Source organism: Sporosarcina sp. So3-204 (assembly GCF_058068165.1).
The window spans coordinates 1,092,010-1,114,035 of record NZ_CM176485.1 but is presented as its reverse complement, the minus strand read 5'-3'; the positions used below and the strand labels follow the sequence as shown (position 1 = coordinate 1,114,035).

20 protein-coding genes are annotated in these 22,026 nt (G+C 38.4%); 1 reads left to right on the top strand and 19 read right to left on the bottom strand.

Annotated elements, in window-relative coordinates; all coding sequences use genetic code 11:
* Positions 1-107: 107 nt before the first annotated feature.
* The 6 genes from AC3RV6_RS05335 to yneA all read right to left on the bottom strand — a co-directional run bounded on the left by AC3RV6_RS05335 (position 108) and on the right by yneA (position 4,574).
* The gene (locus tag AC3RV6_RS05335; protein ID WP_489748424.1) at positions 108-356 is read right to left on the bottom strand and encodes a YneF family protein; all 249 of its coding nucleotides are present in this window, start codon (positions 354-356) and stop codon (positions 108-110) included.
* A gap of 189 nt (positions 357-545) precedes the next feature.
* Positions 546-992: a sporulation inhibitor of replication protein SirA gene (sirA, locus tag AC3RV6_RS05330; RefSeq protein ID WP_489748423.1), complete on the bottom strand. Its 447-nt coding sequence runs from the start codon at positions 990-992 to the stop codon at positions 546-548.
* Between the two features lie 207 nt (positions 993-1,199).
* Complete coding sequence (gene tkt / locus AC3RV6_RS05325; RefSeq protein ID WP_489748422.1) at positions 1,200-3,203, bottom strand: transketolase; 2,004 nt, start codon at positions 3,201-3,203, stop codon at positions 1,200-1,202.
* Between the two features lie 97 nt (positions 3,204-3,300).
* Positions 3,301-3,534 (bottom strand): DUF896 domain-containing protein, encoded by a 234-nt coding sequence (locus AC3RV6_RS05320; RefSeq protein WP_489748421.1) that lies wholly within the window; start codon positions 3,532-3,534, stop codon positions 3,301-3,303.
* A gap of 66 nt (positions 3,535-3,600) precedes the next feature.
* Positions 3,601-4,260, bottom strand: a complete 660-nt coding sequence (locus AC3RV6_RS05315; RefSeq protein ID WP_489748420.1) for a YneB family resolvase-like protein — start codon at positions 4,258-4,260, stop codon at positions 3,601-3,603.
* Positions 4,257-4,574 carry a cell division suppressor protein YneA gene (gene yneA, locus AC3RV6_RS05310; RefSeq protein WP_489748419.1) on the bottom strand — a complete coding sequence of 106 codons (318 nt, stop codon included), beginning with the start codon at positions 4,572-4,574 and terminating at the stop codon, positions 4,257-4,259. The genes AC3RV6_RS05315 and yneA overlap by 4 nt, the downstream gene beginning before the upstream one ends.
* A 208-nt stretch (positions 4,575-4,782) precedes the next feature.
* Here yneA and lexA point away from each other — a divergent pair, with 208 nt between their 5' ends.
* Positions 4,783-5,403 (top strand): transcriptional repressor LexA, encoded by a 621-nt coding sequence (lexA, locus tag AC3RV6_RS05305; RefSeq protein WP_489748418.1) that lies wholly within the window; start codon positions 4,783-4,785, stop codon positions 5,401-5,403.
* Between the two features lie 56 nt (positions 5,404-5,459).
* Here lexA and AC3RV6_RS05300 read toward each other — a convergent pair whose 3' ends face one another.
* The 13 genes from AC3RV6_RS05300 to AC3RV6_RS05240 form a co-directional block, all read right to left on the bottom strand.
* Positions 5,460-6,716, bottom strand: a complete 1,257-nt coding sequence (locus tag AC3RV6_RS05300; protein WP_489748417.1) for a methionine gamma-lyase family protein — start codon at positions 6,714-6,716, stop codon at positions 5,460-5,462.
* Positions 6,717-7,141: 425 nt separating this feature from the next.
* Entirely contained in the window at positions 7,142-7,366 is a 225-nt protein-coding gene (hfq, locus tag AC3RV6_RS05295) for an RNA chaperone Hfq (RefSeq protein WP_489748416.1), read from the bottom strand.
* Positions 7,367-7,386: 20 nt separating this feature from the next.
* On the bottom strand, positions 7,387-8,358 hold the full coding sequence (gene miaA / locus AC3RV6_RS05290; protein WP_489748415.1) for a tRNA (adenosine(37)-N6)-dimethylallyltransferase MiaA: 972 nt from the start codon (positions 8,356-8,358) through the stop codon (positions 7,387-7,389).
* Positions 8,355-9,260, bottom strand: a complete 906-nt coding sequence (locus tag AC3RV6_RS05285; protein ID WP_489749193.1) for an alpha/beta fold hydrolase — start codon at positions 9,258-9,260, stop codon at positions 8,355-8,357. The genes miaA and AC3RV6_RS05285 overlap by 4 nt, the downstream gene beginning before the upstream one ends.
* 1 nt (position 9,261) lies before the next feature.
* The gene (locus tag AC3RV6_RS05280) at positions 9,262-10,908 is read right to left on the bottom strand and encodes a glycerol-3-phosphate dehydrogenase/oxidase (protein ID WP_489748414.1); all 1,647 of its coding nucleotides are present in this window, start codon (positions 10,906-10,908) and stop codon (positions 9,262-9,264) included.
* 17 nt (positions 10,909-10,925) lie between these two features.
* Positions 10,926-12,419 (bottom strand): glycerol kinase GlpK, encoded by a 1,494-nt coding sequence (gene glpK, locus AC3RV6_RS05275; RefSeq protein WP_489748413.1) that lies wholly within the window; start codon positions 12,417-12,419, stop codon positions 10,926-10,928.
* A 260-nt stretch (positions 12,420-12,679) separates the two neighbouring features.
* The gene (mutL, locus tag AC3RV6_RS05270) at positions 12,680-14,476 is read right to left on the bottom strand and encodes a DNA mismatch repair endonuclease MutL (RefSeq protein ID WP_489748412.1); all 1,797 of its coding nucleotides are present in this window, start codon (positions 14,474-14,476) and stop codon (positions 12,680-12,682) included.
* 5 nt (positions 14,477-14,481) lie between these two features.
* Positions 14,482-17,040, bottom strand: coding sequence for a DNA mismatch repair protein MutS (mutS, locus tag AC3RV6_RS05265; protein ID WP_489748411.1), 2,559 nt, complete (start codon positions 17,038-17,040; stop codon positions 14,482-14,484).
* 827 nt (positions 17,041-17,867) lie between these two features.
* Positions 17,868-18,428 (bottom strand): outer spore coat protein CotE, encoded by a 561-nt coding sequence (cotE, locus tag AC3RV6_RS05260; protein ID WP_489748410.1) that lies wholly within the window; start codon positions 18,426-18,428, stop codon positions 17,868-17,870.
* Positions 18,429-18,546: 118 nt separating this feature from the next.
* On the bottom strand, positions 18,547-18,978 hold the full coding sequence (locus tag AC3RV6_RS05255) for a YlbF/YmcA family competence regulator (protein ID WP_489748409.1): 432 nt from the start codon (positions 18,976-18,978) through the stop codon (positions 18,547-18,549).
* The gene (gene miaB / locus AC3RV6_RS05250) at positions 18,978-20,528 is read right to left on the bottom strand and encodes a tRNA (N6-isopentenyl adenosine(37)-C2)-methylthiotransferase MiaB (protein ID WP_489748408.1); all 1,551 of its coding nucleotides are present in this window, start codon (positions 20,526-20,528) and stop codon (positions 18,978-18,980) included. The genes AC3RV6_RS05255 and miaB overlap by 1 nt, the downstream gene beginning before the upstream one ends.
* Positions 20,529-20,795: 267 nt before the next feature.
* Complete coding sequence (locus AC3RV6_RS05245; RefSeq protein ID WP_489748407.1) at positions 20,796-21,083, bottom strand: stage V sporulation protein S; 288 nt, start codon at positions 21,081-21,083, stop codon at positions 20,796-20,798.
* A gap of 86 nt (positions 21,084-21,169) precedes the next feature.
* Complete coding sequence (locus tag AC3RV6_RS05240) at positions 21,170-21,967, bottom strand: TIGR00282 family metallophosphoesterase (protein WP_489748406.1); 798 nt, start codon at positions 21,965-21,967, stop codon at positions 21,170-21,172.
* Positions 21,968-22,026 lie beyond the last annotated feature (59 nt).

The following is a 22,026-nucleotide window of genomic DNA, read 5'->3' as shown; positions in this document are numbered from 1 at the left end:
GACTCTTAAATTACCTTAAAAATCAGATGAAGGCTTACCCAACTAAGACCTGCTAAATGAAAGCTTTAGTTGAAAAATTCAAGCGAACGATTAAAAAACCCGTTAAATCAACGTTTCTCTTTACCTTTTACTTTAGGTTTTTCACTAACATTATTCATTTGTTTCATCATTTGGTTAATCTTCTTTTGTGAAGGTTTTTGTCCCATTTGCATCATCATCATTCTTAACATTTCTTCATTAATTGGCGGGTTGTCTTTCAAATACTTCATCATATATCGACGTGCAATGAAAAATCCGAGGGCCACACCAGCAAATAGCGCAACAACTATTAATACGATCCACCATACAGGTGTCATACGCCATACCTCCTTCACTTCAGTAATTCTAAATAACGTTCCATGAGATATTATACAACAGAGTGTAAGTGAATAGCAAACAACCTTTTACAAAACATGACACAACAAACCAAGATCTATGTATAAATAACAAAATAAAGAAACAATATACATGAAAGTTGTATTTTCATGTACAATGTTTCTCCTCTTTCAATATACTACTTCATTTCTAATTTTCTGATCTGAATATTTTATAGGTTTCAGCCATCCCCACTCGCCGTCTTGTTCCATCACTGCAAAAAAACGATTACCGACTTCAGACAAGGCTACGAAAAGATCCAGATCCAACATGCGGGATCCACGGCAATAAACGGTCATCGAATAAGGTGAAAGAGTGATAAGAATCGAGCCTTTAACAGGGTGCGTAAGCCTGAATTCCTCACCCTCACATTCGACTGTAGTAAATACTTTTCCTAAATTCATAATGATTGCTTCATTAATAGCTTGTCTTTCGATTATGTCACATAAGTATTGGACTTCACGTAAATCCTCAGTTCGATAACAATTTTCTTTTAATAAATCATAAAATAATTTCTCGCGGCCAATAACGAACGGTTCGTATGCTTTTTTCACTTTGTATATCCCGTAAGATCGCACAATCGCCACCCCCTCTAGATAATAGTTTACACGTTCTCTATTGAAAAGACTGTCACACTACGGAGTTTCCGACCACTACTTTTGTCGTAAACAGGCGATAACGACAAAAGGTTTGTTTATTCTAATTATAAAACACAACAAGGAAAATAAAAAGCTGTTCCTTCGCCGGTTAAATTCTGGCTCTTGGAACAGCTTTAATAATTCTAGTTAATTAAGAATTGATTTTACAATTTTTATGACGTTTTCTTCTGTAAAGCCATACTTTTCAATGACTGTACCACCTGGAGCACTTGCACCGAATGTATCAATCGCAAGAACCGCACCTTCATCTCCAACATATTTATGCCAACCAAGTGAAGCACCCATTTCAATTCCAACACGTTTCTTCACATTCTTTGGTAAAACACTATCTTTATATGACGCATCTTGTTTTTCGAATAAATCCCAAGACGGCATAGAAACGACAGAAACGTCGATGCCTTCGTCTTTTAAGAGTTGCTGCGCGCGGTAAGCAAGGCTCACTTCAGAACCAGTAGCAATTAATATTGCATCTGCTTGTTCTTTACCTGCTGGTGAAACAATATACGCACCTTTTTTAACGCCTTCCATTGCGAGTTCAGCTGTTTTAGGAAGTACAGTTAAGTTTTGACGCGACAAGACAAGTGTTGTCGGCGTGTTCGTAGATGATACAGCGATATTCCATGCTGCTGCAGTTTCATTCGCATCTGCAGGACGTATGACAGAAAGTCCTGGCATTGCACGTAGGGATGCAATCTGTTCGACAGGTTCATGTGTCGCACCATCTTCACCGACAGCTACACTATCGTGTGTGAAGACATACGTGACTGGTAATCCCATAATTGCAGATAGACGAATCGCAGGGCGAACATAATCACTAAATACGAAGAACGTCGCTCCAAATGTATGCACACCACCGTGAAGTGTCATACCATTTAGTGCAGTTCCCATTGCAAATTCACGAACCCCAAACCAAATATTGCGTCCTGAATAATCTGTCGGTAAGAAGTCGCCAGAACTTTTAATAGTCGTATTGTTTGAACAAGCCAAATCAGCACTACCTCCAAAAATTGACGGTAAAGATTTCGCTATTGCATTGATTGTTTCACTTGAAGCAGAACGAGTTGCAAGTGATGTACCGGCTTCATAAGTCGGTAAAGACTTTTCAAAATCAGCAGGTAACTTACGATCAATAGCATCTTTCAACTGCGTTGCTAACTCAGAATGTGAAGCTTTGTATTTCTCAAAAAGCTCATTCCACGCCTGTTCTTTTTGCACACCTAACGTTTCAGCTGCGTCATTGAATGCCTCATATACTTCATCAGGCACATAGAAATCTTCTTCAAATGTCCATTTGTAATAGTCTTTTGTTAACTTCATTTCATCCTCACCAAGTGGTGCCCCGTGAGCTCCAGATGTACCTGATTTGTTTGGAGAACCATAACCAATGACCGTTTTAACCTCAATCATAGTTGGTCCACCTGTATTATTTTTTGCAGTCGCGATTGCTTTTGAAACTGCATCTAAGTCATTACCATCTTCAACACGGATATAATTCCAGCCGTATGACTCAAAACGTTTTTTTATATTTTCTGAAAACGACATATTTAAATCGCCATCTAATGAAATATCATTGCTGTCATACAAAACAATAAGTTTGTTTAATTGTAAATGGCCAGCTAATGAAATAGCTTCAGCAGCTACACCTTCCATTAAATCGCCGTCACCACATAGCGCAAAGGTATGGTGATCTACGATGTCAAATTCCGGCTTATTATAAGTCGCAGCGAGATGTTCTTCAGCCATAGCCATACCCACAGCCATACCGATTCCTTGTCCAAGTGGACCAGTTGTAGCCTCGACACCGGCCGTATGACCATATTCAGGATGTCCAGGTGTTAAAGAACCCCATTGTCTAAAATTTTTAATTTCTTCCATTGGAAGGCCATACCCACCTAGATGAAGTAGGCTGTATAAAAGCATTGAACCATGTCCCGCTGACAAAACAAAACGGTCCCTGTTGAACCACTGCGGATTTGATGGGTTATGGTGCATATGCTTTGTCCAAAGTGTATATGCCATTGGCGCTGCTCCCATTGGTAATCCTGGGTGACCAGAGTTCGCTTTTTCGATTGCATCAATTGAAAGTGTACGTATTGTAGTGATTGCAAGTTGATCAATATTTTGGGTCATTTAAATGAACTTCCCTTCGCTTAACTATCTATTTTTATACACTTTCTAGTTTAGACAAATTTTGCTCGAATTACAATTAATTCGGGCAAACGAATGCCTAGTTTAATGGATTTTGTTTTTGTGCACGCTTTACCTTTTCAGGCGTTACATCTGTGCCATCAGGATCAATCACTGTTACATTTTCAATCGTTTCACGCATTGATGATCGAAATGCGACAAGGTATTCCTGGCGTAATTTTGTTTGTTCTTTTGCTTCTTCAATAGAAAGGCCAGTCGATTTCGATCTTTTAGATAGTTCATTTATTCTTTCAAGTTTTTCTTTAGATAACATTTTCTCTCCACCTATCCATATATATATACTTAAAACGTATACAAAAAAAGCAGGAAGCGCAACGATTTAGCTTTCCTGCTCTAATTCATATTCTTTATATCTACGGTGGATGGTAGCTTTACTGACGTCATGGCCAAGTCCCTTTAACACACTCGTAATCTCATCATATGTAAGTCCTTTTTCTCTTAGGGATACAATTTCACTAATAGGCACTTCTATTCGTTCCCGACCTTCTGCACTCCCTATATTCCTCAAATTTTGATGGGGTTTATAACCGTCTCTTACTGCCCGTTTCATACCCCGTTTAATCTTGGCATTATGAAGTTTCCTTTGATATTCCTCAACAATTGCAAGTATCTCAAGAAGCATCGTGTCCATTTCATTTAAAGGTATTTCACCGTTATCTGCATGAGAATAAATCTCTGTTGCAGTTTTTGAAAGTAAGTGCAAAACAGCCATTCTTGCATTCCCACGACCAAGTCTTGTTTCATCTTGAATTAAGACAGCATCAATATTTTCATCACGTACAAACTCCAATAAATCAAGAAGCCCATCCCTTTCGATGTCGAAACCACTATGCTTATCGCTAAATACCTCTATATTATTGAAACCTAGATTAGTAGCCAAATGTTTAAGTTCTTCCTCTTGTCGCATTAAAGACATTTCCTGCGTTTGTTTTTCAGTACTCACTCTGCAATATATTACGCTTCTTTTCACATCGTTCATTGCCCTTCACTAGCAATCTCAGTTCGATTAATACTGCTGCTATTCACTTTTGTACCTTTAGGTAGAAGTAACTCCTCACCAATTCTAATATTTGCTGAAGCCAAATCGTTAATTTTAATCGTTTCCGCAATCCATTTATCAGTCGGAATTTGTTTTTCATATTGATTTGAGAAAGACCAAAGCGTGTCCCCTTCAGAAACAATTACTTTTTCATAATCTATATCACTCTTTATCTTATATGTTCCAATAAACGTTAAAAGTACGCACAACATAATAACAGAAAGTATATAAAAATTATTTTTAATTAATTGCAATTTAATTCCCCCTTGACCAATTTAGAATGCATGTTCGGAATGCATGTTCTTATAATAAGATATTTCGAGTTTAATGTCAACGACTTAATTAGAACTAATGTTTGTTTTTTTAGTTTACCGCTGATATACTTAACATAATAAATAAAACGTATATTGAGTAGAATCTTTTACTCTTGGCGTAAAAAAACTATTTTAAGAGGTGAAGCAGATGTCAAAAATTTCAAAAAGGCAAGAAGACATTTTAGAATTTATTAAAGCAGAAGTTAAGAAAAAAGGATACCCACCTTCCGTGAGAGAAATCGGTACAGCAGTCGGTTTAGCTTCCAGCTCCACTGTCCATGGCCATTTAGCTAGATTGGAAAGTAAAGGCTACATAAGAAGAGACCCTACGAAACCTCGTGCAATTGAAATCCTTGATCCAAATGGACTTGATGCATTTATTCCTGGCGTTATTAATGTTCCACTCATCGGAAAAGTTACTGCAGGTCTACCTATTACAGCAATTGAGAATATTGAAGAATATTTCCCACTACCTGAATCATTCGGTTCACCTGAAGATAATCTTTTTGTCCTTGAAATTGTTGGAAACAGTATGATTGAAGCAGGAATTCTTAATGGTGACCATGTCGTTGTGAAACAACAAAATACAGCACAAAATGGTGAAATCGTCGTTGCAATGACAGATGAAGATGAAGCTACTGTTAAACGATTCTTTAAAGAAAAAGATTATTATCGTTTACAACCAGAAAATGCAACAATGGATCCAATTATTGTTGATAGCGTGTCCATTCTTGGCAAAGTAGTCGGCGTTTATCGTTTGATTCATTAAATTATATGCAAAAGGAGCTACTCTCATTCGTTAGAAGAGTAGCTCCTTTTTATATTTTACATTAATTTTTTACTGACAAGCTTTTCCACTGATGCCATAACTGCCGCTTTAACATGTTCGTATGTTAATCCGCCTTGTATATACGCAGTATAGGGCGCTCTAATTGGACCATCAGCTGTAAGTTCTATGCTGGAACCTTGGATGAAAGTTCCAGCTGCCATAATTACATCATCGGTATAACCTGGCATATACGCAGGCTCAGGTGCATAGTGGGCGTTAATTGGAGAATTTTCTTGTATAGTCTGACAGAAAGCAATCATTTGCTCAGCATTTGAAAAAGATACCGATTGGATTAAGTCCGTTCGTTTCTCAGAATAATGAGGAGTCGTGTTTAAATCATAACTATCAAGCAATGCTGCCGTAAACAGAGCACCTTTTACCGCCTGACTAACAACATGTGGCGCGAGAAAAAAACCTTGATACATTTCTAACAATGTATCTAGCGACGCACCAGCTTCTGCACCAATCCCCGGAGACGTCATTCGATACCCGCATTGTTCGACGAGGTCTTTCCGTCCTGCGATATAACCACCTGTTCTCACAAGTCCGCCGCCTGGATTTTTAATTAAAGAACCCGCCATTAAATCAGCACCAACTTCTGTCGGTTCCTTCTCTTCAACAAATTCCCCGTAGCAATTATCAACAAAGACCATGAGCTCAGGATTAATCGCCTTCACTCTTTGTATCATTTCACTAATTTCATCTACCATAAAGGATCGGCGCTCAGAATAGCCTTTCGAGCGTTGTATACCAATCATTTTCGTTCTCTCATGAATATTCTTTTCAACTTCCTCAAAATCAACCGAACCATCCTTATTCAAATCAATATGTTTATACGTGATGCCGTAATCAAGAAGAGAACCAGTATCTTTACCATTACCCGTGACAATAGAATCTAACGTGTCATATGGCTTTCCAGTAATATATAATAATTCGTCTCCCGGACGAAGAATGCCGAACAAACTTATCGAAATTGCATGTGTTCCAGAGATGATTTGATTACGTACTAAACAACTTTCCGCTCCGAACGTATCGGCATAGACGCGTTCTAAAACATCACGCCCTTCATCATCATATCCATACCCAGTCGATCCAGATAAATGGAAATCACTCACTTTGTTATTTTTGAATGCAGCAAGCACTTTCTTTTGATTATAAAATGCTATTTTACTAACAGCTTTGAAATAAGGAATAAGCTTTTCTTCAATACCTTCAGTTCTCTCAAGCAATACATCTTCTTTATTTACTAACATAATCTAACATTCCTCTTTCTCTTCATATTCACCTTACTATTTTATCAGTATGTAGCTAAAATATTGTATAAGATTTCTTATTTATTGTGTCGATTTCATATATACTTATTTTCACCAAATATCTGAATAATAAAAAAGCAATCTACATTGTTCTTTGATTTTAATGAAGTCTCAGTTGTTTGGAGCGGAAGGCGGCGACTCCTACGGGATTAGCGTGCCAGGTGAGACCCTGGACAGAGCGAAGCGAAGGAAGCGGCTCACCGCACGCCCCGTGGAAAGCGTCCGCCTGTAGCGGAAATTAACAGTGTTAATTCCAATTCAAATTAACTTTGATCTGACATTAATACTCCTTGTTATGAAATTGACTCATTACTAAAAAATAAAAACAGAACAGGAAAATTCACCCTGTTCTGAATTATAATTACTTATTCCCCTAAGTCCATTGAAACCGACTTAGAAGGTACATAAGTCGAGATCGCATGCTTATAAATAAGTTGCTGTTTTCCATCAGTTTCAAGAAGCACAGTATAATTATCATACGATTTAATTAGACCCTTCAATTGAAAACCATTCATTAAAAACACAGTTACAATGATATTATCTTTACGTAATGAGTTCAAAAAAACATCTTGCATTTTCCCCTGCTTCATAAATAATTCCTCCTGTTGTCTTAACGTATTTCTTCGCTCGTATTAACTGTTATTCGACTTGAATTACCTGAATCCTTCATTATTAACAAAACTTTATCTAGAATGTTATTTATCCCATTATCAGTATCGAACCAATTGATGTCAAATTTATTTTTGAAGTACGTCATTTGCCGTTTTGCATAGTTACGCGTATTCTTTTTAATTAACTCAATTGTAAGCTCTAAAGAAATTGAACCTTCTATATATTGTTGAAGTTCTCTATAACCTATCGCTTGAACTGATTGCACATTTCGAACATTGTTCTTCCATAACAGTTCAACCTCGTCTAAAAAGCCATTAGCCATCATGTTATCAACACGCTGATTAATACGAGTATATAAGATTTCCCTGTCTGATTCCAGACCAATTAAGAGATGGTTATATAATGGTCTATGGCCAATTCCTTCTTCATGATCTTCTTTTGTTTTCCCCGTCACTTCAATAATTTCAAGTGCACGGACAATACGCCGATGATTATTTGGATGAATCTTTTCAGCACCTATAGGATCCGCTTTGACAAGCTTTTCATATAAAATGTCAGCACCTTTTTCCTCTAGTTCAAGCTCGAGCCGGGCTCTAACCGCCAAATCTGACGCTTGTTCAGTAAACCGAAAGTCATATAAAACGGACTGCACATAGAGCCCCGTCCCACCGGCGATAATCGGTATTTTACCCCGTTCTTGAATGCTTTTTATACATTTACGTACTTCAGTCTGGTATTCAGCAACTGAAAATAATTCATGTGGCTCCTTAATATCAAATAGGTGATGGGGTACCCCGCACATTTCTTCTGGCGTAATTTTAGCTGTTCCAATATTAAGCCCTTTGTATACTTGCATTGCATCACCATTAATCACTTCACCGTCAATCTTTTTGGCTAGCGCGACACTTAATGCAGTCTTTCCTGATGCAGTCGGACCAACAATGGCAATTACTTCTGGATACGAACTCATTTCTTTTCAATCCAATCTGTAATTGATTCAAATACATGTAGTCGATTCTTTTCATTAAGCATCTCATGCCTTCCGCCTTCAAACAGCATGATAGTAACATCTTCTATTCCAGCACCATCAAATTGCCCAGCAACACTCATGACACCTTTTCCGTAGTCACCAACCGGGTCTTCGCTACCAGAAAACAGATAAATTGGTAAGTCTTTAGGAACTTTATTTATTTCTGTTTTCGAATTTATTTTCCCTAGACCTTCGAATAAATCCGCAAAAAATTGTGTTGAAGGAACAAAGCCACAAGTGGGATCATTTATATACTCTTCCACAATGTCAGTATCTGTTGTTAACCAATCTAAAGATGTATTTGGATTGTCTATCATTTTATTAAAACCACCGAAGACGAGTTTATTTAAAAGATAGTCAGGTTTATCGGTTCCTCTTATTTTACCTGAAATATTAGCTAATGCTTGAGCTGCATATCGGGTTATACCAGGATCTCCACCCGTTCCTGAAAATATTGCCAAATCTACTTCCTTACCGAATAACTGAATGTATCTCCGGCCAATAAACGACCCCATACTATGTCCGAATAGGATAAATCGAGTTAAAGGATTTTCTTCGCGCATTGTAGTTATGATTTCATAAGCGTCTTGTACAACTCTTTCAAAACCATTTTCTACTGCAAAATAACCTAGTTTCCCGTTCAATTCAGCAGTTTTTCCGTGCCCTCGATGGTCATGTCCTGAAACAATATATCCGCTATTAACGAGATAGGCAACAAACTCATCATACCGTTTAATATGCTCGGACATTCCGTGCATTAGATGTATATGGCCTACCGGTTCTACATCAGGAAGGCATTTAAAAGCATAGACAGAAAATCCATCACTCATTTTAAGTGTCATTTCATTCAATCGCATGCACCTTCACTTTCGCATCACTTATATGTCTATCTAGTTCTTCAGCATATATATTTTTTTCAAGCTCACTATATGATAAAAGTTGCGTCATATAACTTAACACGGCTTGTTTATACTCTTCAACCACGTCAATTGAAAAATATAGTTTTCCAGTTCGACGTATAAAAAAATCTGAAGGTGTCATAACCATTTCATGATGGATTGAATAAAGAATTTCAGCCCTCATGGAAAGTGGTAAACTTCCCTCTTCATTCTTAATTAAATGCGCAAAAGTAAATAGCGTATCTACATTTTTACCATAAAAAGAGGCCAGTCGTTTACTCTCTTCTTTCGTCAGTCCATAAAGCATACCCTCATTTGATTTACTGTTAACAAATGACTTAAACTCTTCGACATCCTTAAAGTCTCCTCCAGATAATGTCATATGCTCTGTAACACAAGGTCCAATTGACTTGTTATTACTATTTTTCAAAATTAAGTTGACAATGTTTTCAGCCATTTTACGATATCCTGTCAATTTACCGCCTGCAATCGTAATTAGACCGCTATCTGCTACCCATATTTCATCTTTTCGCGAAATTTCAGAAGGATCTTTGCCTTCTTCGTTAATGAGTGGACGAATGCCTGCCCAAGTCGATTCAATATGCCTTCTTCTAACATTTGTTTTCGGAAACATATGATCAATCGTTTCAAGTAAGTATTTAATATCTTCTTCAGTTGCAGTTGGATTTATTCGGTCACCAATATAGTTCGTGTCCGTTGTACCAATATACGCTTTTTGTCCTCGTGGAATAGCGAATATCATCCGACCATCCAATGCATCAAAATAAATCGCCTGTCTGAGCGGGAAGACCGAACGATCAATTACAATATGAACACCTTTAGTTAACGTTAAACTCTTAAGATTAGAGATTTCATCTTTTTCACGAACATCATCAACCCAAGGTCCCGTTGCATTTATTATCGTTTCAGCATGCATATTTAATAACTCTCCAGTTAACATATCCGTTACGCCAACACCGATGATTTTCCCTTGATCATATATAAAGTTTTCAGCTTTCATATAATTAAGGCATAAAGCGCCTTTTTCAACAGCTTTTTTCATTGTTTCAATTGTTAATCGAGCGTCATCAGTGCGGTATTCAACGTATAAGCCTGCTCCTAAAAGACCCTCTTTTTTTAATAACGGCTCTATCTCAAGTGCTTCTTCAGCGCTTAACATTTCACGTCTTTCTTTTTTATCCACACCTGCAAGGAAATCATAAGCAAACAAACCGATTGAAGTAGAATACTTGCCGTAAGTTCCACCTTTATGAATTGGTAGAAGCATACGTTCAGGTTCAGTAACATGCATCGCATTTTTATAGACAATTTCACGTTCGTGTCCTGTTTCAGCAACAATTTTCACTTCAAGTTGTTTTAAATAGCGCAAGCCGCCGTGAACAAGTTTTGTCGAGCGACTTGAAGTGCCGGCTGCAAAGTCTTGCATATCGACAAGTGCTACTGACAAACCTCTTGTAACAGCATCTAAAGCAATGCCGGCACCCGTAATTCCTCCTCCAATGACGAGGACATCGAATTTATAATTTCCCATAAACTGTTTGATTTTAGGTCTTTTAATAGCTGATAACATTCGTCTCACCCTCTCCCTTAAAGTTTGAAGACTCGTGCTGCTTCTACTGCTTTTTTCCATCCTTTATAAAGACGGTCTCTTTCTTCTACGTCCATTAATGGAGAATAAGTCTTTTCCTTCGTCCATAATGACTCTACTTCTTCAAGCGACGTCCAAAATCCTGTTGCCAGACCTGCTAAATAGGCAGCACCCAAAGCTGTCGTTTCCTGATACTTTGATAGTTCCACATCCGCTTGCAGAAGATCACTTTGGAATTGCATTAGAAAATGATTTACTACTGCACCCCCGTCAACACGTAAAATTCCGATTTCCATATTCGAATCTGATTCCATTGTGAGTAATACATCCTTTGATTGATAAGCGAGTGATTCAACAGTAGCGCGGATAAAATGTTCTTTCTCTGTGCCCCGTGTCAATCCAAACACAGCGCCCCTTGCCTCTGAATCCCAATAAGGTGTACCAAGACCAACAAAAGCAGGCACTACATAAACACCCTCTGATGACACAGTACGACTCATATACTTTTCCGTATCACTTGCCTTAGATATCATCCGCAACCCGTCACGCAGCCACTGGATGGCAGAGCCGGCAACAAAAACACTTCCTTCAAGCGCGTATGTAACCCGTCCGTCTATTCCCCAAGCAATTGTTGTCAATAAGCCATTTTCAGACCGAATAAGTTCTTCACCTGTATTCAGTAGCGTGAAGCAACCCGTACCATATGTGTTTTTAGCCATACCTCTGTGGAAGCATGCTTGGCCAAATAAGGCACATTGTTGATCACCAGCGGCTCCTGCAATTGGCACTTCAACGCCGAAAAAAACGTTTGAACTCGTATTTGTGTATACTTCTGATGAAGGACGAACTTCAGGAAGCATCGACTGTGGAATAGTGAGTAATTCACATAATTGTTCATCCCACTTTAAGTCTTCGATATTAAAAAGCATTGTTCTAGATGCATTTGAGTAATCCGTTACATGAACAGCACCATCTGACAATTTCCAGATGAGAAACGAATCAATCGTACCAAACAACAACTCTTCGGATTCCGCAAGTTCCCTTGCTCCCTCTACATGATCCAAAATCCATTTCAATTTTGTGCCAGAAAAGTAAGGGTCTAATTTAAGTCCTGTTTTTTGTTGAATTACCTCTTCATGGCCGGCTTCTCTTAAGTCATCCACAATTTCCTGCGTCTGTCTTGATTGCCAAACAATTGCGTTATATATCGGTTGACCCGTCTTTTTATTCCAAACGACGGTCGTTTCTCTTTGATTTGTAATACCAATACCCGCGATTTGCTCGGGTTGCTTGCCACTTTCTGTCAAAACAGATGCAATGACCGCCAACACAGACCCCCATATCTCACTCGCATTATGCTCAACCCAACCTGGATTCGGAAAATATTGTTTAAATTCCCGCTGTGCGGAATGAACGATATCACCAGCATGATTAAAAAGAATCGCTCGCGTACTAGTCGTCCCTTGGTCAATAGATAGAATGTACTTTTCCATAAAATAGCCCCCTCCTAATAACAATGTCACTGAAAAACTAGTTTTTCCTCTGATATTCCAATTGATTGTAGTGGAAAGCGGCGACTCCAGCGGGAACAGCGCGAGCGGAAGACCCGGGACTGAGCAAAGCGAAGGAAGCGGCTGAAGCCGTGCCCGCGGAAAGCGTCCGCTAAAGCGGGACTTCGAAAGTACCGAAGCCCTATTTGGAACGAAATTCAATGGTGTTAGCAGAAATCCAGATTTTTTCATTGGTCTCCTATTTACATCACTCGTTTAAACATTTTCTCAATTTCATACGTCGTAAAATGAATAAGTACGGGTCTGCCATGTGGACATGTATAAGGGTTTTCTGCTTCAGAAAGGTCTTTAAGTAAGCGTTCCATATCTGAAGTTGTTAAGTAATGATTCGCTTTAATCGACTTCTTACAACTCATCATAATCGCAGCATCTTCTCGAATTTTACCAATATCTACTTTTCTTGAATCAAGAACTTGCTGAATAATCGCTTCAATTGTTTGTGTTTCTTCACCATCTGGAAACCATGTCGGAAATTCCCTAATGACATAAGATGTCGGACCAAACTCTTCTAAATAAATACCGACTTCTTCCAAAAGTAGTTTATTTTCTTCAATTCTAATCTTTTCATCTGCTGAATAGTGACATTGAATTGGAATTAGAAGTAATTGTCGTTCTTCATTTCTTGCTTCTTTTAATTTATCTCTAAAGAACTCATATTTGATTCGTTCTTGTGCCGCATGCTGATCAATCATGAAAAAGCCATCTTCATTTTGTGCCACGATATACGTCCCATGAACTTGGCCGACCGGGTATAGAGTAGGAAATATTGGTGCTTCATCTTTTACTGCCTCTTCTTCTTTAAAATCAGGCTCTCTGATTGCCCACTCGTCTACCTCTTCGACTTCAGCTTTCTTTTCGTATAAACGTTCAGATTGTTCTACTGGGTTGTTAGGCGTTTTGCTGGGGCGTTCCAAAAATCGATTCCCCCATATACTCACTTGTTCAGATGGGTTATGAATGACTTTTTCTTTTTTTATTGCTGCCGGCACGACAAGACTATTTCGAATCGCACTTTGAATTGATTCTTTCAGGAGCGCTAGTAGTTCCCCTTCCTTACTCATTCGAATATGTTGTTTTGACGGGTGAACATTGACGTCAGTCAGAAAAGGATCCCCTTCTACGTTAATCGCCGAAATTGGAAAACGTCCAATTGGTAAAAATGTATGAAGCGCATCAACAACAGTTTTATTAATTAAAAAGCTTCGCACCCATCGCCCATTCACAAGTAAGGTCATATAATTTTTAGAAGCACGTGTCATTTCAGGCAATGATATAAAACCATTCACTGCATAGTCAGCATTCTCACCTTGGAAATGAATCATTTTCTTGGCGACCGCTATACCGTAAACGTCTGAAAGTACACGTCTTAAATCACCACTGCCAGAAGTTTGTAAAATTGTTTGGCTATAATGCGTTAATTTGAATGCTATTTTAGGGTGACTAAGCGCAAGACGGTTTACAAGGTCAATGGTATGTCCAAGTTCTGTTTGAATTGTTTTCATATACTTCAAACGAGCTGGTGTATTGAAAAACAGCTGAGATACAGTAATATCAGTCCCTTTTCGAAAAGCTGCATTGTCGTGTTTTACAACACGACCTCCGTCAATTTGAACTTCTGTACCTGTACTTTCACCATCCGAAGTCCACATATGGATTTTGGAAACCGCAGCAATACTCGCAAGTGCTTCACCACGAAAACCTAGTGTACGTATACGAAAAAGATCATGTTCATTCGTAAGTTTACTCGTCGCATGGCGTTCAAAAGCTTGCAATGCGTCTACCCGAGTCATTCCTTTTCCATTATCCGTCACACGGATTTTCATCAAGCCTGCCTCTTCCAACGCAATTTCAATGACTGTACTTTCAGCATCAATTGCATTTTCAACGAGTTCTTTTACAATTGAAGCGGGTCGTTCAACAACTTCACCAGCCGCTATTTTATTCGATAACGCATCGTCCATTACTTTAATTATATCCATTTATTTCACCCTTTCCGAGAACCGAGCTTTTCTTTTAATTCGAAAACGAATTGCAAGGCGTTAAGTGGTGTCATATTCAATACGTCTTTCTCATCAAGGTTCATGAGTACTTCATTTTCCTCTTCAGTTAGACCTTTTGACTCTTCAGTAGCTAAATCAAAGAAAGCAAGTTGTTCTGGCTCTGTAGATTGTTTTGGCGCTTTTTCTTCACTTTCAAATCGCTCTAAAAGTTCCTTTGCGCGTTCAAGTAAAGTCGTCGGAAGCCCTGCAAGTTGAGCTACGTAAATCCCGTAACTTTTATCAGCTGCACCTGACATGACTTTATGAAGAAAAACAACTTTACCATCTTGCTCCATCGCAGCAACATGAACATTTTCAAGTCTATCAAGTTCTTCATCCAACTTTGTTAGTTCATGGTAATGCGTTGAGAACAGTGTATTTGAACCAATTTCATTATGAATATACTCCATCATCGCTTGTGCAAGCGACATACCGTCATAAGTTGATGTACCACGGCCAATTTCATCAAAGAGCAATAAACTTTTGTCCGTAGCATTCGCAATAGCTAGTTGAGACTCCATCATTTCCATCATAAATGTACTTTGACCTGATGCGAGATCATCCGCTGCGCCTATTCTTGTAAATATTTGATCAGTAACTGGAAGTGATGCGCTGTCGCAAGGTACATAACAACCGATTTGAGCCATTACAATGGTCAATGCTACTTGACGCATATATGTACTTTTACCCGACATATTAGGACCTGTGATAAGTAACATATTTGCATTTTCGGTCAACTTACAATTATTAGGAACATACAACGAATGGTCCATCATTTTTTCGACGACTGGGTGTCGACCATTTTTTATTTCAATTGATTTATTAGAGTGAAAAACTGGTTTTACATAGTTTCTTTTTTCAGCTATCTGTGCAAAAGAAAGCAGAACATCCAATTCACTTAAAACAGATGCGAGTTGCTGTATTTTCCGAATATGGGTTTTCATACTATCACGCACTGTTGTAAACAAGTCGTACTCTAGTTCTAGTCCTCCAGCTTCAGCGTTAAGGATTAACTCCTCTTTTTCTTTTAATTCAGGAGTAATATAACGCTCAGCATTTGCAAGTGTTTGTTTTCTCTCATACCGCTCCAAATCTGCAAGATGAATATTAGATTTGGTAACTTCGATAAAGTAGCCGAATATTCGGTTATACCCTATTTTAAGTGTTTTAATTCCAGTACGGATTCTTTCTTCAGCTTCAAGTTCAGCTAGCCACACTTTTCCGTTTTTTGCAGCATCACGATATTTGTCCAGCTTCTCGTTAAATCCGTCTTTAATGACGCCGCCTTCTTTCACTGTTATCGGCGGGTTTTCTGCTATAGCGGTGTCAAGAATTTCTCGTACTTCTTCGCAATTGTCAATTCGAGTTGCAAATTTTTCCAAAAGCGGTCTTTTTGAATTTATTAAGGCATCTTTTATTATCGGTACACGGCTTAATGAATTACGTAACTGCGCGAGATCTCGTCCACTAGCTGACCCCATTGAAATTCGTCCCGCAAGTCGTTCGAGGTCATAAACTTCTTTAAGGCTTGTTTTCAAGTCATCACTCAAGAAATAGTCTTCAATAAGTTGCGTTACTGTATCAAGTCTATTTTGAATTTTATTTGCTTTAGCAAGTGGCTGATGGATCCACATTTTTAGTTTTCTAGCACCCATTGCTGTAACGGTTTCATCCAGTAGCCAATAGAGTGAACCCTCTTTAGTGCCGCTTCGAATGGACTGCAATAGTTCTAAATTACGCATTGAGTTTGCATCAATTGATAATTTCTCTTGTTTTTCTATAAATTCAAATGGACGGATATGATCCAAAACCATTTTCTGCGTGCGCTTCACATAAGAGATAAGCTTACTACAAGCTTCCGCCATTTCTGTTGGTATTTTTTCAGGACATTCTAACGCTTCTTTACTGTATTCAATAGACAATGTAATACTCCGTTTTGCCATTGCATCACTAAGCGCAATATGTAGCCCTTCCCCAACAACGACTTCCTTCATTCCGAGCGCCTCGATTTCAGCAACAAGCGTACGCTCATCACCTTCCACATACTGTACTTTACCTTCACCAGTAGATAGATCTAAATAGGCTAGTGCATAATTCTTGTCATCAATAATATCTGCTGAACCAATAAAATGGTTTGTGTTCTTATCAATATTCTTACCTTCAGTAAGCGTACCTGGCGTGACAATCCGAACGACTTCACGTCTCACGATGCCCTTTGCTTTTTTCGGATCTTCCGTTTGTTCACATATTGCTACTTTATGGCCTTTCCGAATAAGTGTTTCAATATAGCCTTCAGCTGCATGGTAGGGTACACCGCACATAGGTATTCTATTTCCACTACTTGCATCCCTGCTCGTTAATGTAATTTCAAGTATCTGTGAAGCCTTCTCTGCGTCGGTGAAAAATAATTCATAAAAATCACCAAGTCTAAAGAATAGGAAGGCATCTTCATGTGCTCCTTTTATTCTCAAATATTGCTGAATCACTGGTGTATAAGTTGTCATTATGTAACCTCACTATTAATTTTAAGTTTTCTTCATTGTAACAAACATTAGCGACTATGAACAAAGGTAGAATTTTTATAAAGCATTAATATGCTAATTAATTTATTTAATTAAAAAGGGCGATACTATAAAACATTTGAGACTTTGCAACTTATCTTGAAAACCTCACAACATTTTAACTATTCCTTGCAACATTACAACTAAACTTCGCAACGTCTCACGAACCTCACAACATTTTAACTAATCCTTGCAACGTATACTGGAAACCTCACAACGTTTTAGCTATTCCTTGCAACGTATACAGGAAACCTTGCAACATTACCACAAAACTTCGCAACGTCTCACGAACCTCACAACGTTTTAGCTATTCCTTGCAACGTATACTGGAAACCTTGCAACATTACCATAAAACCTTGCAACGTCTCACGAACCTCACAACATTTTAACTATTCCTTGCAACGTATACTGGAAACCTTGCAACATTACAACTAAACTTCGCAACGTCTCACGAACCTCACAACGTTTTAACTATTCCTTGCAACGTATACAGGAAACCTTGCAACATTACCACAAAACTTCGCAACGTCTCACGAACCTCGCAACGTTTTAACTATTCCTTGCAACGTATACTGGAAACCTTGCAACATTACCACAAAACTTCGCAACGTCTCACGAACCTCACAACGTTTTAACTATTCCTTGCAACGTATACAGGAAACCTTGCAACATTACCACAAAACTTCGCAACGTACAGACCATAGTCCGTTTAATATCCGCTAATAACGATCTTTTTCAAAATAAAAAAGCCGGTGGGAAGATACCGGCTTTTAAAACGATGATGAATCCTTCCCTTTACTTGGACCGTGATTTTTAGGTTCATCACTTTTTTTGCTATGCGCATTACCATGATCGTGACTGATTGATGACGATTCATCATTGTATGCCCACTCTTCCTCAAAACTATGTGGATGAACGGTAACACACAATTTCGTTTCACCAATAACTTCTGCAACTAATTCACGCTCAACCGAAATGATAAAATCTTTACCACATTTCGAAATGACTGCTTCTGTACAATTCGGATGCTGAACAACATTTACGATTACCTCTTGTTGCTTAGACATTGGTTCATCTCGGTAATGTAATCTAATCCGGTCTGTGTACGGAATTGATTCGGAAAATACTGATGTTTTTGAGTGATTGCTATGAGAATACCATACGTTCACATCGAACTTCCCAGTCACCTCAACATACTTACCCACTCTTTTAGCATTATGCGTATGATTAATGATCCAACAACCGAGTATGCTCGTCGGACTATTCGGTGGGCAAAGCTTCACAGTATCCTCAGTTCTCTTCTTCCCTTTGGCAATAATCGTCTTAGCCACAACTTGACGTAAATTTTTCAGTTTCCTTCCTCCTCCATTCGCTTCAACTTATCCTATGCGACAGGAGCCCAGAGAGTGAAAAAAATCTGCAGAAAATTTTTCTGCAGATTAGTCATATTTAACAACTTTCGTATGTTGTGTTTTTTACGTATGAACCTGTTTCGCCACGAAGCAAGTCTCCGCCCGTGGATTTAATGACATCATTCGTTACACCATTAGCAATTGTCATAGACACAAGTTGCAAAAGTGTGTTGACATCCGCTTGCGATTGTTGGAATTCTTGTACAATAGGAACTTCATCAATTTCACTTTGAATAGCTTGAATTTTTCCTTCAATAATTTTAAGCGCTTTTTCTTTGCCGTATTGTTGGAAATTAACAGCCTGCTTTTGTAAAGATTTTAAACTAGCAATATTTTCTCGAATTTTATTATTATTATTAATCTGTTCCTCAGCACGCTTGAAAAAATCAACTTGCTCTGTATTCGCAATCATAAGAGCAATTTCTTTTGCTTTTTCTACAATTTCATCTTTAGTATACTTTTTCTCCATTATACCATGACCTCTTTCTTTTCTACGACGCCGATAAATTCACCGTCGAGCGACCAAGTTTTTGCCGCTGTTATTTTAACATTAACAAGCTTTCCAACTACTGATTTAGGTGCTTTAAAATTAACTAACTTACTCTTTCTCGTATAACCAGAAAGAACTTCAGCGTTTTTCTTACTTTCACCTTCAACAAGTACTTCTAAAACTTGTCCTTCGAATTGTTTCATTGCCTTTGCTGAATATTCATTTACTAAATCATTTAGTCTTTGAAGACGTTCTTTCTTCACATCCATCGGGATATTATCCGCCATTTTAGCTGCCGGTGTGCCATCGCGCGGTGAATAAATATATGTGAAAGCCGTTTCAAAACCAACCTCTTCATATAAAGAAAGTGTATCTTCAAATTGTTGCTCTGTTTCATTCGGGAATCCTACGATGATATCCGTCGTTAAGGATACGTCGGGAATTGCAACTTTAATTTTACGAACCAGTTCAAGAAAATCTTCTCGCGTATAAATTCTACCCATGATTTTCAACATTTCTGTGGAACCAGACTGAACAGGTAAATGAATATGCTCCACTAGATTACCACCTTTGGCAAGCACTTCGATAAGATGATCATCAAAGTCACGTGGATGACTTGTCGTAAAGCGTACTCTAGGAATATCTATTTTACGAAGATCATTCATCAAATCGCCTAATTGATAATCCACATCATCTAAATCTTTACCATAGGCATTCACATTTTGTCCAAGGAGTGTAATTTCTTGATAACCTTCTGCGGCAAGCTGTCTAATTTCTTGTATAATATCAGCTGGTCTACGACTTCTTTCTTTCCCACGTGTGTATGGAACGATACAGTATGTACAAAACTTATCGCAACCGTACATAATATTGACCCATGCTTTTATTTTACCGTGTCGTACTTTCGGTAGGTTCTCGATAATATCGCCTTCTTTAGACCACACTTCGATGACCATTTCCTTCGACATATAAGCTTCGTGTATGATGTTCGGAAGTCTGTGAATATTATGTGTACCGAAAATCATGTCCACTTGGTCATAAGTTTGAAGTATTTTATTAACGACAGATTCTTCTTGTGACATACAACCACATACACCAATTAATATATCTGGATTTCGCTGTTTCAAAGGTTTTAAATGACCAAGTTCACCAAACACCTTGTTTTCCGCGTTTTCGCGAATTGCACAAGTATTTAATAAAATAATATTTGCGTCTTCAACAACATCGGTGGGCTCATAACCGAGACCAGTGAAAATTCCAGCCATAACTTCTGTATCATGTTCGTTCATTTGGCAACCGTAAGTTCTAATATAAAACTTCCGTCCATTACCCATGCCTCGAAACCGTTCCTCTATTTTAAAGTCATCAAAATAAGAAACTTCTTCTTTACCACGTTTTCTCGCTTTTTTGAGTGAAGGTGACGTGTTAACTGTTTCAAAGTATTGACTATAATCTTTTTCTTCCTGCTCGCTTGTGTTAGCTAAACTAGGCTTAATTAAACCTGCATTTAGACGCTGCTCTTCATTCATTATCAAAAATCACCTTTCCTTCAGTCTTTCGGGAACTATACCACATATTCTTTTATTATACTTAACCTACGTGCATGTGTACAAGGAGAGACCTTGTTTGTCGTTTGTTTGTCACAGTTTAACTGAATTCAGTAGAAGTCGAGGCGTGCTATAAGTGAAATCGCTGAGAGGGGGAAGTACGAAAAAGTCTGGACCCAATTAGCAACTTTTTTTAAAATTTTTGCAAATAAAAAACTACGAATTTTTATTCATCCGTAGTTTTTTAATTTATTTATCGTTAAATACAGCGCCTCGTGTACGTTTTTCTACAAGTAATTTCAACGCTGTCCGTCCTTCGCCGTTAATCGTAATATCAGTGAAAGCAGGTGAACAGCTAAGGTCTGCGCCACTTGGAGCAACGAAACCTCTTGCAATTGCGATGGCTTTAATCGCTTGGTTCAATGCCCCAGCCCCGACTGCTTGCATTTCCGCGTATCCTTGTTCCCGTATAACTGCAACTAGAGCGCCAGCAACCGAATTTGGATTCGAGCGAGATGATACTTTCAATGGATTCACCATGATTCCTCCTTGTTTTCCGATGTCTATGGAACGGTATAGTCCATAAACCATCCTATGATAAGGAGGTAGTATTTAGACGCGCATTAGCCTGCAAATGGATTATCATCATTGATCATAATGCGTTCGATGTGCAGAGCTTTCCCTGTTATGTCATCAAGTTCAACATACATTCCGTTCAATTGTGCACGACCATTTTTAGGAACCTCAAATCGCACGGGCATATTTGTCTGAAAACGATATATGACATCTTCTTTCTTCATGCCAAGTATTTCATCATACGGCCCTGTCATCCCCGCATCAGTTAAATAGGCTGTTCCACCAGGAAGTATTCGATCATCTGCTGTCTGGACATGTGTATGCGTCCCGACAACCACAGATGCTCTTCCATTTAGATGCCAGCCCATCGCAAGTTTTTCACTCGTTGCTTCAGCATGAAAATCGACAAACACAAGTGGTGAAACCTCAAGAGCTTCCTCAAGTAAATCATCTGCTTTTGCAAATGGGTCACCATGTGGCGGTAGAAAAGTTCTTCCGTGTAAATTAATAACCGACAACGTAACCCCATTTTTAGAGATAGTTGTCATGCCTTTTCCAGGTGCTTCATCTGAAAAGTTGGCAGGTCGAATTAAATAATCGGTTTCGTCAATAAAATCATATATTTCTTTTTGATCCCAAGTATGATTTCCCATCGTCATAACATCTACGCCAGCTCGCAGTAAATCATCAAAAATAGCCTTAGTAATGCCTCTACCCGAAGCAGCATTTTCACCATTTGCGATTACGACATCTGGACTATACTTTCTTTTTAAACGGGGTAAATAACGAGACACCATTTCACGTCCCGGTGAACCAACAATATCACCTATAAATACAATTTTCATAAAAAAACTCCTTTTCAATCTAAAAAGACTTCCGGACCGAAGTTCGCGGAAGTCCTGAT